The 14,451-nt window shown below is 62.9% G+C and carries 14 protein-coding genes; 7 read left to right on the plus strand and 7 right to left on the minus strand.

What is annotated here, in order from left to right; translation table 11 throughout:
• The 3 genes from CEW83_RS17945 to CEW83_RS21140 are packed head-to-tail and all read right to left on the minus strand — an operon-like array spanning position 1 to position 967.
• A complete protein-coding gene (locus tag CEW83_RS17945; RefSeq protein WP_108950571.1) occupies positions 1-270 on the minus strand; it encodes an HPr family phosphocarrier protein in 270 nt (89 codons plus the stop codon).
• Between the two features lie 59 nt (positions 271-329).
• Positions 330-713, minus strand: coding sequence for a PTS sugar transporter subunit IIA (locus tag CEW83_RS17950; protein ID WP_108950572.1), 384 nt, complete (start codon positions 711-713; stop codon positions 330-332).
• Positions 710-967 carry a hypothetical protein gene (locus tag CEW83_RS21140; protein ID WP_159099494.1) on the minus strand — a complete coding sequence of 86 codons (258 nt, stop codon included), beginning with the start codon at positions 965-967 and terminating at the stop codon, positions 710-712. Before CEW83_RS21140 ends, CEW83_RS17950 begins: the two co-directional genes overlap by 4 nt.
• Before the next feature lie 48 nt (positions 968-1,015).
• Here CEW83_RS21140 and CEW83_RS17955 point away from each other — a divergent pair, with 48 nt between their 5' ends.
• The 4 genes from CEW83_RS17955 to CEW83_RS17970 all read left to right on the plus strand — a co-directional run bounded on the left by CEW83_RS17955 (position 1,016) and on the right by CEW83_RS17970 (position 6,835).
• Positions 1,016-2,050 (plus strand): inorganic phosphate transporter, encoded by a 1,035-nt coding sequence (locus CEW83_RS17955; protein ID WP_234418894.1) that lies wholly within the window; start codon positions 1,016-1,018, stop codon positions 2,048-2,050.
• Positions 2,051-2,059: 9 nt separating this feature from the next.
• A complete protein-coding gene (locus CEW83_RS17960) occupies positions 2,060-2,701 on the plus strand; it encodes a DUF47 domain-containing protein (protein WP_108950573.1) in 642 nt (213 codons plus the stop codon).
• A 157-nt stretch (positions 2,702-2,858) separates the two neighbouring features.
• Positions 2,859-4,277: a PAS domain S-box protein gene (locus CEW83_RS17965; RefSeq protein ID WP_108950574.1), complete on the plus strand. Its 1,419-nt coding sequence runs from the start codon at positions 2,859-2,861 to the stop codon at positions 4,275-4,277.
• An 11-nt stretch (positions 4,278-4,288) separates the two neighbouring features.
• Positions 4,289-6,835 carry an EAL and GGDEF domain-containing protein gene (locus CEW83_RS17970; protein ID WP_108950575.1) on the plus strand — a complete coding sequence of 849 codons (2,547 nt, stop codon included), beginning with the start codon at positions 4,289-4,291 and terminating at the stop codon, positions 6,833-6,835.
• A 19-nt stretch (positions 6,836-6,854) separates the two neighbouring features.
• On the opposite strand, the gene CEW83_RS17975 is transcribed toward CEW83_RS17970, so the two are convergent.
• Both CEW83_RS17975 and CEW83_RS17980 read right to left on the minus strand, forming a co-directional pair.
• Positions 6,855-8,480: an ABC-F family ATPase gene (locus CEW83_RS17975; RefSeq protein ID WP_108950576.1), complete on the minus strand. Its 1,626-nt coding sequence runs from the start codon at positions 8,478-8,480 to the stop codon at positions 6,855-6,857.
• Positions 8,481-8,563: 83 nt separating this feature from the next.
• Entirely contained in the window at positions 8,564-9,097 is a 534-nt protein-coding gene (locus CEW83_RS17980) for a GNAT family N-acetyltransferase (RefSeq protein ID WP_108950577.1), read from the minus strand.
• Between the two features lie 238 nt (positions 9,098-9,335).
• Here CEW83_RS17980 and CEW83_RS17985 point away from each other — a divergent pair, with 238 nt between their 5' ends.
• Positions 9,336-9,920, plus strand: coding sequence for a DUF3592 domain-containing protein (locus CEW83_RS17985; RefSeq protein ID WP_108950578.1), 585 nt, complete (start codon positions 9,336-9,338; stop codon positions 9,918-9,920).
• Between the two features lie 3 nt (positions 9,921-9,923).
• On the opposite strand, the gene yegQ is transcribed toward CEW83_RS17985, so the two are convergent.
• Positions 9,924-11,300, minus strand: a complete 1,377-nt coding sequence (gene yegQ / locus CEW83_RS17990; protein ID WP_108950579.1) for a tRNA 5-hydroxyuridine modification protein YegQ — start codon at positions 11,298-11,300, stop codon at positions 9,924-9,926.
• Between the two features lie 226 nt (positions 11,301-11,526).
• On the opposite strand from yegQ, the gene CEW83_RS17995 reads away from it, so the two are divergent.
• Both CEW83_RS17995 and CEW83_RS18000 read left to right on the plus strand, forming a co-directional pair.
• Positions 11,527-12,729, plus strand: a complete 1,203-nt coding sequence (locus CEW83_RS17995; protein WP_108950580.1) for an ammonium transporter — start codon at positions 11,527-11,529, stop codon at positions 12,727-12,729.
• Between the two features lie 152 nt (positions 12,730-12,881).
• Positions 12,882-13,733 (plus strand): putative RNA methyltransferase, encoded by an 852-nt coding sequence (locus CEW83_RS18000; protein ID WP_108950581.1) that lies wholly within the window; start codon positions 12,882-12,884, stop codon positions 13,731-13,733.
• Between the two features lie 6 nt (positions 13,734-13,739).
• Here the strand turns inward: CEW83_RS18000 and CEW83_RS18005 are convergent, their stop codons facing one another.
• Complete coding sequence (locus tag CEW83_RS18005; protein WP_159099495.1) at positions 13,740-14,432, minus strand: 2'-5' RNA ligase family protein; 693 nt, start codon at positions 14,430-14,432, stop codon at positions 13,740-13,742.
• Positions 14,433-14,451 lie beyond the last annotated feature (19 nt).

The following is a 14,451-nucleotide window of genomic DNA, read 5'->3' on the forward strand; positions in this document are numbered from 1 at the left end:
CTATTCCTCTTCGCCGAAGCGGTCGGCAATCAGTGCCTTGATCTGTTCGAGAGCGTTCTCGGCGTCGACCCCGGCGGTTTCGACGCTGATCGTGGCGCCGCGCGCGGCGGCGAGCATCATGACACCCATGATGCTTTTTGCATTGACCCTGCGGCCGTTTCGCTCCAGCCAGACCTCGGCGCCGAAGCCGCTTGCCAGTTGGGTCAGTTTGGCCGAAGCACGTGCATGCAGGCCAAGTTTGTTGATGATTTCCACGTCCGCTTTGGGCATCTTGCGTCTCGCTCGACTTCCGGTTTCTGGTTTGTAATGTGAGGCCCGAACTTGCTGCTTTACTTCATGTGCATCACCCCGTCACAGCCGCCCGATATGGCGCGCTGTATCAGCGTGGACATGTCTTTCTCACGGTATGTCAGTACACGCAGCAACATGGGCAGATTCACGCCCGCGACGCCCTCGACCAGACCGGGTTGCAGGAGCTTGGTCGCGATATTGGACGGTGTTGCGCCGTAGATGTCGGTCAGAATGACCACCCCACGACCGCTGTCCGCCCACGAGACCATCTGCCGCGCGGTCGGCAACAGGTCGAGCGGATCGTCCTGCGCGGACACGCCGAGCTGAATGATATTGGCAGGGCGCTTGTTGAGCACATGGCAGGCGCACTGAATGAGCGATTCGCCCAGCGTGGCATGGGTGATGAGAAAGATACCGATCATGGCGAAATCCGGTTGACCGGCCCATATTCTATCCGAGACGACGGCTCGTGGCCCTGCGACGCGTCTTCGGGAATTTCGTTCGCGGTGCCGAAGCCGTCGACCGAGATCCGCGTGCCGGCATTCGCAACGTCCAGCGCCTCGAGAATGACAGGCAGTTTGGGGTTGCGGTTGAGATAGATGCCATATGCGCCGCGGCTGATCGGCGCCGGGTCGGCCCGGATGTTGCGCAGTGCGGCATGCTTTGTACCCTGCATCCGCTTATCATCAGGCACAGATGCCATTTTGCCGCGGAGTGTGTGCCGGTGGACCTTGTCCTCGTGATTACCGTGTGCGCCGTTGCGACCGTCCTGCTGTTCGATTACACGAATGGCTTTCATGATGCTGCAAACGTCGTCGCCACCGTCATTGCCTCGCGTGCGATGAGCCCGGCGCAGGCCGTATTGGTGGTCGCAGTGTTCGAGTTTCTCGGACCCCTGCTCGGGGGGACGGCAGTGGCCAACACGATTGGCGGTTTCGTTGATCTTGCGGGCGTGCCGGTGATGCTGTCTCTGGGGATCTTGCTGGCCGGGTCGATCGGCGCCATTGGGTGGAATCTGCTGACCTGGTGGAAAGGCATCCCGTCCTCTTCATCCCATGCGCTGGTTGGCGGTCTTGTTGGCGCGGTTGTGAGCTCGGCGGGTGTCGATCACGTGGTGTGGGGATTTTCGGCGCTGGCTGACGGCCATCTTTCGGGGGTGACCAAGGTCCTGCTGGCGCTTGTCCTGTCTCCACTGCTTGGTTTTCTCGTCGGCTACCTGATACACCGTTTTCTGTCCCTGCTGTTCCGCGCGGCACGACCGACCCTCAACCGCCATCTGCGGCTGTCCCAGTATGTCACCACCGCCGGACTGGCGTTCGCACACGGGGCGAACGATGCCCAGAAGAGCATGGGCATTCTCACGCTGGTCCTTTTGCTCGGCGGTTTCATTCCGAGCTTCGACGTGCCGCTCTGGGTCATGCTCGTGTGCGCCATCGCGATGACGGCGGGCGTGCTGACGGGGGGCTGGCGCATCGTGCGCACGCTCGGGTTTGCGGTGTACAAGGTGCGTCCGCTGCATGCACTCGATTCGCAACTCACCTCGGCCACGGTCATCCTCTCCGCCTCGCTCGTGGGGGCGCCGGTCTCCACAAGCCATGTCGTTGCCAGTTCGATCATGGGGATCGGCGCATCCGAACGTCCGCGCAGTGTGCGCTGGGGCAAGGCGGGCGAGATCGTCGCGACCTGGGTGATCACGATTCCGGCCTCGGCGGCGGCCGGTGCCATCGTGCTGCTGCTGTTGCGCCCCTTGCTTGATTGAGGTCAGGACATGACAGAACCGACACGCTCCATCGTTTTTCGGGTGCTCGACCGCATCTTTCCAAAGGCGCCGGACTTTCATCGGCTGCTCACCGAACAGGCGCTTCAGGTGGTGCATACCGTCACCCTGCTGGTGCAGTTCATGGAGCAGGCGACCCCCGCGATCGCCAAGCAGATCAAGGCCGATGAGCATGCTGCCGACCGCCTCAAGATTCACAACCTGCATACCCTGAACGAGGCGTTTTCCACGCCGTTCGACCGCGAGGACATTCACCGCGCGATCATGGATCTCGACGAGGTGGTGAATTACTGCAAGAGCACCGTCAACGAGATGGACGTGCTTGGCGTCGGGCCAGACCCGTACACGACGGAGATGGCGCGGGCTCTGGAGCAGGGGGTGAAAGCGCTGGCGACGGGCTTCTCGGTGCTGGCAAAACAGCCTGCACTGAGTGCGGAGTGCGCCGACGTCGGGCGCAAGGCTGAGCGCAAGGTTGAAAAGCTCTACCGCAAGGCGCTTGCGGAACTATTTCAGGGAGAGGACTACCTGAACATGTTCAAACGGCGTGAAATCTACCGCCACCTTTCGAACGCGGCGGACCGCATGGCGCATTGTGCGAACACGCTGCACGACATTGTCGTCAAGACTTGTTGAGCAGGGTTCGAGGCCGGGCAGTGCCAGCCGTGACGGGGAGCACGAACGCCGGAGCGGATTGCGTCATAATTGGCTGCCGTCACCAATGAGCCTTATGGCGAATTCGGGTGAGCGGCCGGGATGTCCCGAATGGCCTCCGAAAGGCACCTGAATCGTCATGAACACAACTGCGCCACCCGAAGGTGATCCCATCAACGCATTACGTCTTGCGACTCCGCTGGCGGGTGCATCCGACCTCGTCTTCCTCAAGGACAGGGAAGGGGTGTTCCTTGCCTGCAATGCCCGCGTCGCATCGGTTTTCGGGCTCCCTGAAGCAGAGGTGCTCGGCAAGTGCGACTACGACCTGCTCCGCCCCGAACTGGCCGAATCCATCCGTGCCGAGGATTGCGCCGTGATGCGGAGCGGTCAGCCCGCGGGCCACAGTGACTGGATCGACTTCGCTGATGGCCACCGTGAGCTGCTGGAAACGGTCAAGATGCCGATGTTCGGCGCCGATGGGGAACTGCTTGGTGTGCTGGGCGTTGCACGTGACGTGACTGCGCTGCATCAGGCCCAGGAGCGGCTCGCCGAGCGTGAGGAGGTCTATGGGGCCATCGTCAATCAGGCTTTGGATTCGATATTGCTGTTCGATGCCGATAGCGGTGCCGTGCTCGAGTTCAACGAAGCGGCGCATCGCAATTTCGGCTATGGCCGCGATGTGTTCGACAAGCTCAATCTGAGCGATTTTGGGGCGGCCCTCGATCAGGCGCAGCTTGTGACGCATATCCGGCAGGTCATCGCCCAGGGGGAGGGCGTGTTTACCACGCAGTACCGGAATCGCAGCGGCGAGTTGCGTGACGTACGGGTGAGTGCGCGCGCCTTGGCGTTGCGCGGGCGCCACTGCGTGTCCACGGTGTGGAGCGACGTAACCGCGAGCGCGCGGTCGCAGCGCATGCTTGAGCTATCGAACAGCACGCTGGAGCGCGTTGCGCGCGGGGAAGCGCTGAGTGACACATTGCTGTACGTGACGACACTGCTCGAACAGCAAAACCCGGACATGCTGTGCTCCATCCTGTTGATGGACGAAGAAGGGACGCATCTGCTCACCCGGGTGGGCCCGAGTTTGCCGGAAGCGTATTGCGAAGCCATCAATGGTGCGCACATCGGTCCAGCGGCTGGCTCCTGCGGGACCGCCGCCTTTACCGCGCAATCCGTATTCGTCAGCGATATCGAGCACAGCCCCTTGTGGGTGGACTACGCAGAGATTGCGCTTGCTCACGGTCTGCGTGCGTGCTGGTCGGTGCCGCTGCTTGCCACCGATGGCCGTGTGCTGGGCACTTTTGCGGCTTATTACCGCACGCCGCGTGAAGCGGCCGAGCACGAACGCCAGCAGTTCGACAGCATCAGCCAGTTGCTGTCGATCGCCCTCGAGCGCCACCGTGAATCGTCGCGGCTTGCCGCAAGTGTCGAGGAGATGCGGCGCTGGTATGCGGTCACGCTTGGGCGGGAGTCGCGGGTTCTCGAGTTGAAGGATGAGGTCAATGCCTTGCTGCTTCGCCTCGGTGAGCCTCCGCGATACGGAAGTGAGCCAAAGTGAGGACGGCCGATATGGACGTCCTGTATCGGTCGGTGGTGGAGCAGTCGCTCGTCGCGATCTATGTCATTCAGGACGGACGTTTCCGCTACGTCAACCAGGCCTTTGCCGCGATGTTCGGCTTCGCTTCGCCGGCAGACGTGATTGATGGTGTCGAGATGGCGGCGCTGATCACCGAGCGCGATCGCGGGCTTGTACGCAGCAAGGTCGCGCAGCGGATGTCTGGCGAGGTGCGCGACTCACACTACGTTTTTTCCGCCCTGCGCCGCGATGGCACTGAATTTCAGGTGGAGGTGCATGGCAGCCGGGCTGAATTCGGAGGGCGTCCGGCGGTGGCCGGCGTATGCCTCGACATTACCTTGCGTCTTGAAGCCGAGCATGCAGTGCGGCAGGCCAAGGACGAAATGACGCAGATGCTGCTCGATGCCGAGCAGGCGCGACAGGTGTTGCTGAGCGTTCTGGAGGATCAGCGGCGGGCCGATGAAAGAATTCTGGAGCTCAACACGAGTCTGGAGCAGCAACTGCACTACCAGCAGGCGCTGATTGACAACTTTCCCTTCATGGTCTGGCTCAAGGATCGCGATGGGCGTTTCCTCGCGGTCAATCGGCAGGTTGCCGAAGCATGCGGTGAGCCGGATCAGAAAGGGGTCAAGGGCAAGACCGATGCCGACCTGTGGCCGGCAGAGCTCGCGCGGCAGTATGTCCGTGATGATCACGTGGTGATGACGACGGGCAAGAGCCTGTCGGTCGAAGAGCAGATCACGAACCGCGGAGAGCGGCGCTGGATTGAAACCTACAAGGCGCCGGTCGTCGACCGGAACGGCGAGCTGCTCGGTACGGTGGGTTTTGCGCGCGACATCTCCGATCGTCGCCGCGCCGACGAAGAGCTTCGTCTGGCTGACCGTGTCTTCAACAGCACGGTCGAAGGCGTTCTGGTGACGGATCCAAAGGGCTGCATCCTGACGGTGAATCCCGCGTTCGAAACGATTACCGGCTATCGCAAGGATGAGGTCGTGGGTGGCAATCCGCGCATTCTCAAGTCTGGCAGGCACGAGTCGGCGTTCTATCGCGAAATCTGGCGCAGCTTGAACGCTACCGGGCAATGGCGCGGGGAGTTATGGAACCGGCGCAAGAGCGGCGAGATCTACCCGCAGTGGCTGACCATCAGCGTGGTGCGCGGCAGCGACGAGCAGATTACGCACTATGTGGCTGTGTTCAGCGATATCTCCACTCTGAAGGTGGCGCAGGAGAAGATTGATTTTCTCGCCTATCACGATTCGCTTACCCGTCTGCCCAACCGCATTCTGCTGCGCGACCGGCTCGAGCATGCGCTCATGCGGGCGCGGCGCGAGAGGGGCACGCTCGCCCTGCTGTTCTTCGACCTCGACCGGTTCAAGAGCGTGAATGACACGCTGGGCCATACGGTCGGCGATGAGTTGCTGATCGATGTCGGGAACTGTATCAGCCGTCTGATCCGGGCCAGTGACACGCTCGCGCGTCTGGGCGGAGACGAGTTCGTGTTGCTGATGGAGGACGAAACCGACGTGCGGCAGGTGACGACCGTCGCGCGCAAGATGCTCGACATCTTCTCCACCCCGCGCACGGTCGGCGGGCATGCGCTGACGGTGACCGCAAGCATCGGCATCGCTCGCTACCCGGATGACGGGGACGACGCCGACACGCTGCTGAAGCATGCCGACCTGGCGATGTACGAGGCCAAGTCGCAGGGCCGCAACACGTACCAGTTCTTCTCGCAGGATCTGACAACCGGAACGCTTGAGCGCCTGGTCATGGAGAGCGCCTTGCGCGGGGCAGTGGCGCGCAAGGAGCTGGTCCTGCACTACCAGCCGCAGATTGATTTTGCGGATGGCAGCCTGGCCGGGGCAGAAGCGCTGGTGCGCTGGCAACACCCCGAGCTGGGGCTGGTCCCGCCGGACAGGTTCATTCCGCTTGCCGAGGAGATGGGCATCATTGGCGAGATCGGCGAGTGGGTCCTGAATGAGGCCTGCCGGCAGATGGTGGCCTGGGCTGCAGAGGGATTCGAGGTGCCGCTGGTTGCGGTCAACCTGTCGGCGCGTCAGATCGACCGCGACCAGATCGTAGAGATCACTGCTGGCGCGCTGCAGCGTAACGGACTCGCCGCCGAACGTCTCGAGCTCGAGGTAACCGAGTCGATGATCATGCGCGAGCCCGAGCGCGCACTGGACGTCCTCGATGGGCTGCGTGCGCTGGGCGTCGCGCTGGCGATTGACGACTTCGGAACCGGCTATTCAAGCCTGGCCTATCTCAGACGACTGCCACTCAACCGGCTGAAGGTCGATCAGTCGTTCGTGAGTGATATCGGTCACGACACGAACGGCGAGGCCATCATTCGGGCAGTGATAGCGCTGGCACGCAGCCTTGGTCTCAGCGCGGTTGCCGAAGGCGTTGAAACCCAGGCTCAGGCTGCGTTTCTGCGCGCAGAGGGCTGCGATATCGGGCAGGGCTACCTATATGACAAGCCCATGCCTGCCGCCAGCCTGCGTGCAAGCTGGGGGCGGGGCAGGAAGGCGGCGGACTGAGGGGCGAGGGCCCGGGTGATTACTCCACGCCCTGGCTGGACAGGTACTCTTCGTAGGTGCCGCGGTAGTCGATGATGCTGCCGTCGAGCTTGATCTCGATGATGCGGGTGGCCAGCGACGAGACGAACTCACGGTCGTGCGAGATGAACACCAGGGTGCCGGGGAACTTGTCCAGGCCGGTGTTGAGCGACTCGATCGATTCCATGTCGAGGTGGTTGGTCGGCTCGTCCATCAGCAGCACGTTGGGGCGCGACAGCATCAGCTTTCCGAACAGCATCCGCCCCTGCTCGCCACCGGAAATGACCTTGACCGATTTCTTGACCTCGTCGCCGGAGAACAGCAGACGGCCGAGCGTGCCGCGGATCAGGGTTTCGACATCGCCGCCGACGGCGTCTGCGGTGATGCGGGCGTAGTCGGCAATCCAGTCGGTCAGGTTGATGTCCTTGGCGAAGTCGGACGAGTGATCCTGCGCGTAGTAGCCCGGCTTGGCCTTCTCGGCCCATTTCACCGCGCCCTTCTGCGGGGTGAGTTCACCGATCAGCAGCTTCATCAGCGTGGTCTTGCCGACGCCGTTCTCACCGATGATCGCCACCTTGTCGCCGGCGTCGATCGCCAGCGAGAAGCGGTTGATCAGCGGCTTGTCCATGCCGTCGTAGGCGAAGCTGATGTTGTCGACCTCGCAGGCGAGGCGGTGCAGCTTGTCCTTCTCGTCGTAGTCGAAGCGAATCCACGGGTACTGGCGTGACGAAGGCTTGACGTCTTCCGGCTTGAGCTTGTCGATCAGCTTGAGGCGGCTGGTGGCCTGCTTGGCCTTGGACTTGTTGGCCGAGAAACGGCGCACGAACTGCTGCAGTTCGGAAATCTTGTCCTTGGCACGGGAGTTGGCTGCGGACTGACGCTCGCGGGCAATGGTCGCCGCTTCCATGTAGTCGTCGTAGTTGCCGGCGTAGACGGTGATGGTGCCGTAGTCCAGGTCGGCCATGTGGGTACAGACCTGGTTCAGGAAGTGGCGGTCGTGGGAGATGATCACCATCGTGCAGTCACGATTGTTGAGCACGTCTTCGAGCCAGCGGATGGTGTTGATGTCGAGGTTGTTGGTCGGTTCGTCGAGCAGCAGGATCTCGGGATTGGCGAACAGGGCCTGACACAGCAGCACGCGCAGTTTCCAGCCCGGCGCGACGTTCTTCATCGGGCCGTTGTGCAGTTCGGTGCCGATGCCGACACCAAGCAGCAGTTCGCCCGCACGCGCCTCGGCAGTGTAGCCGTCGTACTCGCCGAACTTGCCTTCGAGTTCGGCGGCGCGCATGTAGTCGTCTTCGGTGGCCTCTGGATTGGCGTAGATGGCATCCTTCTCGGCCATGCACGCCCACATCTGCTCGTGCCCCATCAGCACCACGTCGAGAACACGCAGGTCTTCATAGCCGAACTGGTCCTGGCGCAGATAGGCCATGCGTTCGTGCGGATCCTTCGATACGTTGCCGGCTGATGGCTCAAGCGCACCGCAAAGGATCTTCATGAAAGTCGACTTGCCCGCGCCGTTGGCGCCGATCAGGCCGTAACGGTTGCCGTCGCCGAATTTGACGGAGACGTTCTCGAACAGGGGCTTGGCCCCGAACTGCATGGTGATATTGGCGGCGACGAGCACAGTAAATCCTGTTTTTCAGATAAAACAAAGCCTTGCATTATAGCGCAAGGCAGGTTGCACTGCAGCGAAGGATCGGGGGCGAACTAAGGCGACGAGCGCTCAGGGGCAAGCCACTTCTGCAGCAACTGGGCATGTCCGGCTGCAGGGTCGAGGACGTAGGGACGAAAGCCTGCGCGCTCGTAGCTGGCAAGCGCCGTGTGATTGTTCGACAGCACTTCCAGCGTGAGCTTGCAGCAGCCGCGATTGCGGGCCGCGGTCTCTGCCGCGCCGAGCAGGGCCTGGCCGATACCGCGGCGGCGAAAGTCCGCATGTACGACCAGGTCGTGGACGTTCAGCAGCGGCGCCGCGGTAAAGGTCGAGAAGCCCTCGAAACAGTTGATCAGGCCGCATGGCGTGTTGCCGCTGAAGGCGACAAAAGCGACGAAGTCGTTGCGCTGCAGCAGGCGCTCGGCGAGTGTGGCCCGAACTGGTTCAGCCAGCGGCTTGCCGCCACCCATCGGATCGCGCGCATAGTGATCGAGCAACTCGATGAAGGCTTGGGCGTGGTGGGCCTGAGTGAGGTCCAGCTCGACGATATCGAGTGCTGGTGCAGTGCTTGTGTTCTGAGTGCAGGGCATCGTGGGCTGTGTGGTTGTGGTCGGGATGCCTGCCCCGGATGTGAATGCTGGTGCAGGTGGGCAGGCGCGCTGGCGACCGGTGGGTCAGGGGCTTGGGCGCTGTGTCGGGAAATTCTCGCTCTCCGTTTGCAGCTTGTCGAGCATTGTGTCGGCATTGCATGGCTGCGGGCTTCATATGCCATTTTCAGTATGGTGCGTTGGGCAATAGAATACGGAATCTCTTACGGCTCGCGCCTACATGTCTCGAACCTCACTTAAGTTGTATCTTGTCGAAGGCGGGATCAGGCTCATCTTTCCCCTGTTCGGCGTCGCCTTGCTGGTGGCCGGTATCTTCGGCGCGATCTCGTTCGGGGTGCAGCCGCTTTACGAGGCCATGCAGACACGGCAATGGACGCCGGTGCCCGCCACGCTCGAGTTCGTGTCAATCGAGCCGGCAGACCTGCTGCGCAACAGGCCGCTGCCGTCGCTGAAAGTTCGCTACCGCTATACGGTGGACGCCGAGGGCTTCGTCGGATCCCGCTATGACCTCCATCAGGGGGTGGGATACCACAGGACCCTGGCGGCGGTGTTGCGGGAGATGGATATCGGTCAGTCGGTCACGGCCTGGATCGATCCGGCCGATCCGGGCAAGGTCGTGCTTGTACGCTCGCTCAACTGGACGCTGCTTGCGATGGCCTTGCCCTTTGTCGCGATTGCGCTGCTCGGCGGTTTTCTGTTGCTCGGTGGCATGGTGGCCTGGAATCAGGCGCGGCCGCTGGGTAGCCTCGGGGGCAGTTCGGCGCCGGACGCCAAGCCCCGCCGCGCCCGGTCGCCCAGGACGTAGGCGTCAGACGAAACGCGCGACGAAGCAGGGCTGGGCCGGATTGGCGCCGGCTGGCAGCGCGAGCCGGATGCGACGTCCACTGCCCGGCACCATGTCGAGTGCACCGCCAACGGCATCTTCCATGTGCGTGCAGGTGGCGGTGAAGTTGCCGTCGGGCTGCACGAATTCCAGCGTATCGCCGACGCCGAAGCGGTTTTTCACCTCGACCTCGGCCAGCCCGCGCGCGCTATCGAAACCGACCACTTCGCCAACCAGCAGGCTGCGTCCCGATTCCGAATGACCCCGCAGGTAGTTCTGGTGTTCGGGTGTGTGGTGGCGCTGATAGAAGCCGTCCGTGTAGCCGCGGTTGGCGAGGCCTTCGAGTTCTCCGAGCAGCTTCAGGTCGAAGGGGCGCCCGGCAATCGCGTCGTCAATCGCGCGTCGGTAGCCCTGACTGGTGCGCGCAACGTAGTAGGGGCTCTTGGTGCGGCCTTCGATCTTGAGCGAGTCGACGCCGATGTCCACCAGTCGCTGTACATGCTCGATGGCGCGCAGGTCGCGCGAGTTCATGATGTAAGTGCCGTGCTCGTCTTCTTCGATCGGCATCAGCTCGCCCGGGCGGGAGCCCTCTTCCAGCAGCCATGTCCGGTTTGCCTCGGCGTGCCGCGGTCCGCCGCCGAGTGCCGTGCCCACGGTGCCGAAATCACGCGGATTGCCCAGTGCAGGGGCGTTGTTGCAGGTCTGAATGTCACCGCTTGCGGTCTCGGTGCCCGCGTGCACCTTGTAGTCCCAGCGGCAGGAGTTGGTGCAGCTGCCCTGGTTGGGGTCGCGATGGTTGAAATAGCCCGACAGCAGGCAGCGGCCGGAGTAGGCGATGCACAGCGCGCCGTGCACAAAGACTTCGAGTTCCATGTCGGGGCAGGCATCGCGAATCTCGGCGACTTCGTCCAGCGACAGTTCGCGTGACAGGATGATGCGCTTCACCCCCATCGACTGCCAGAAACGCACGCTCGCGTAGTTGGTCGTATTGGCCTGTACCGAAAGGTGGATTGCCATGTCCGGCCAGCGCTCGCGCACCATCATCATCAGGCCGGGGTCGGCCATGATCAGCGCGTCCGGCTTCATGTCGATCACGGGCGCGATGTCGCGTTCGAAGGTGCGAACCTTGGCGTTGTGCGGATAGATGTTGGCGACCAGGTAGAAGCCCTTGCCCGCTGCGTGCGCTTCATCAATGCCGGCCGCGAGTGCGTCGAGCTTGTCGAAGCTGTTGTTGCGCACCCGCAGCGAGTAGCGCGGCTGGCCGGCATACACCGCATCGGCGCCATAGGCGAAGGCGGTACGCATCATGTCGAGGGAGCCCGCAGGCGCAAGCAGTTCGGTGGGGCGGCGGGAGGCGGTCATGGCTGGAGGCGCAGGGCAAAGCGGCATTTTACGCATCGACTCTCGGTGGCGCACCCCCGCGGGAGATTTGCTGTTGCGGATGCACCGTAATCGGGCCGTCTGGGTGCGGAATGCACGATTAAGGTGCAGTGCATGTTCCTGTTTTGGGGCGCATGCACCGCCGTGTCTGGAGGTGCTGCACTGGAACGGTGCTTGCTTTCGATCCGCAATTCCGTTCGGAGGGATCATGGAAGCTTTCAAATCAAGCAGCGATGTCCTGTTCATCCTGCTGGGCGCCATCATGGTGTTGGCGATGCATGCAGGGTTTGCCTTTCTTGAGGTGGGCACGGTGCGCAAGAAGAATCAGGTCAACGCCCTGGTAAAAATCCTGACTGACTTTGCCGTATCGACCCTGGCCTATTTCCTGATTGGCTATGGCATCGCATACGGAGTCCATTTCTTTACCGGCGCCGAAACCCTGCTGGAGAAAAGCGGATTCGAGCTTACCCGTTTCTTCTTTCTGCTGACCTTTGCCGCAGCGATTCCCGCGATCATCTCTGGCGGTATCGCGGAGCGCGCGAAGTTCTATCCTCAGCTCGCGGCCACCTTCCTGATCGTCGGTTTCATCTACCCCTTCTTCGAAGGTGTTGCGTGGAACCAGGCGTACGGTGTGCAGGCGTGGCTCTCCGCGACGTTCGGTGCGGAGTTTCACGACTTCGCTGGCTCGGTCGTAGTGCACGCGATGGGTGGGTGGATCGCGCTTCCGGCGGTTCTGCTGCTGGGCGCGCGTCATGGCCGCTACTCCCGTACTGGCGCCATCTCTGCGCATCCGCCGTCGTCCATCCCTTTTCTGGCGCTGGGTGCCTGGATTCTGATCGTGGGCTGGTTCGGCTTCAACGTGATGTCTGCACAGACGCTGGAGAAGATCACTGGCTTGGTCGCGATCAATTCACTGATGGCGATGGTCGGCGGCACGCTGGCTGCACTGGTGCTGGGCAGGAATGACCCTGGTTTCGTGCACAACGGGCCGCTGGCAGGACTGGTTGCGGTCTGCGCAGGCTCCGATCTCATGCACCCGCTTGGTGCGCTGGTGGTCGGTGGGGTGGCCGGCGCCCTGTTCGTCGTGATGTTCACGCTCACCCAGAACCGCTGGAAGATCGACGACGTGCTCGGTGTGTGGCCGCTTCATGGTTTGTGCGGCACCTGGGGCGGGCTCGCCGCGGGCATTTTTGGCAGCACGGCGCTCGGAGGGCTCGGTGGCGTGTCTTTCATGTCGCAGTTGGTGATGACGGTATTCGCCATTGCGGTTGCCGTCGGCGGGGGCGTTCTGGTGTACGGCGTGCTCAAGCTCACGCTCGGGTTGCGCCTGGATCAGGAAGACGAATACATGGGGGCTGACCTCGCGATCCACCGCATCACTGCGACGGCGGAGCGCGAGTCGAACTGGTAAGGGCAGGGGTGGCGGGCCGGAATCGATGGCGCGGAGCAGGTTTCGTGGCACCCCGGTGCGCCGCGTCACGAACCATGTCATGAAGACAGGGCGCGGTGTTTGCCGCAGAATTGCGCCCTGTCTCACCATTCGGGCGCAGGGCGCCTCTGCTCATGATCATCCCATTTCAGGCCTTGGTCTGCCCGCTCGACGGCGCGCGTCTGCACTGCAACGGTTCCGCCTGGCGTTGCGCTGCCGGGCACACGTTCGACGTTGCCAGCCAGGGCTATACGCACTTGTTGCCGGTACAGCAGAAGCGCTCGCGCGATCCTGGCGACAGCAAGGAGATGGTGGCCGCGCGGCGACGCTTTCTCAATGCCGGGCCCTATCAGCCCATCGCTGCAGCGGTGGGGCGGATGGCGCTGGCGGGCGTGGAGGCCAAGGCAGCGCTCAGCTGCCTTGATGCCGGCTGTGGCGAAGGTTACTACCTGCGCCAGTTGGCGGCTGCATGCGGCGAAGGGCAGACGCTGGAACTGCTCGGGCTGGATATCTCCAAGTGGGCGGTGCTGTCGGCCGCAAAGCAGGACAAACGGCCCAACTGGGTGGTGGGCAGCAATGCCAACCTTCCGGTGTTCTCGGGCACGCTGGACCGGGTGCTGTGCATGTTCGGTTTTCCGGTCTACCCGGAGTTCGCACGTGTGCTCAAGCCGTCGGGCGTGCTGCTGCAGGTCGATTCGGGGCCGGACCATCTGCGGGAATTGCGCGAGATCATCTATCCGACGCTCAAACCCGAGCGCTCGGGCGAAATGCCGACGCCTGAAGGCTTTGTCAGGCAGTCCTCCGAGACCGTCCGCTACCGGCTGGATCTCTCGGGTAGCGAACAGATCGGCGATCTGCTGGCGATGACGCCGCACCTGTATCGCGCGAGCGCCGAAGGGCGTGCAAAGGCTGCCGCACTGACAGCGCTCCCGGTCACGGTGGATGTGCGTCTCAACGCCTTCCTGCGCCAGCCCGCTTTGGCCTAGGCTGGCCTAGGGCTGCTGCACTGCCTTGGCCTGAAACGGTGATGCCTCGTGCCACTGCATTGCGCCGTGCTCGAATTCATAGTCGGCGATGCGCGTCAGTGCGCCACCGATGTCGGCCGACCGGTATGCGAACAGGCTGATGCGCTCGATGCGCAGATCGAGATGCGCGCATGCGGCGAAGCGGCAGAGCCGTTCATGAACATCCGTGGTGGGCCAGGCGCCTGCGTAAAGGCCCACCGTTACGTGCGGGGTATAGCTGCCGTCGGGGTGATCGAACTCGTCGCTTGCGAGGCCGGTGCGCAGGCGGGCAATGTGCGCGCCTGCGTCGTCGACTTCAAGGTAGGGCGCGGAGGTGAAACTGCTCAATGACCCGATCCGGATTTCGAAAGGGCGGGGACGTACGCGTTGCAGCCCTGCGATTTGCCTGTGCAGAGCTTCGGCGCCAAAGTCGTCCGCGTGGCAGGGGGCGTTGCTGGGGAAACCGCACAGGCTCAGCGTGATGTGCGGCTGACGGGCGTAGTCGTCAAGGAGAAGCCCGCTCAGGTGGTGCTGAGCGGCGAGCACACGCCGGCGCACCGGCGCCGTATCCACATCGAGCGCCCACAGGAGATAGCGTGGCCGGCCAAGGTGCCACTCGTGGAAATCACGCCTGACATTGCGGATGGTGTGGCTGGCGCCTGCAAAGGCCGGGGTGTTCACTGCGTGTGTTGCGGCAATA

Source organism: Parazoarcus communis (assembly GCF_003111645.1).
In the GTDB taxonomy this organism is placed as follows: Bacteria; Pseudomonadota; Gammaproteobacteria; order Burkholderiales; family Rhodocyclaceae; genus Parazoarcus; species Parazoarcus communis_A.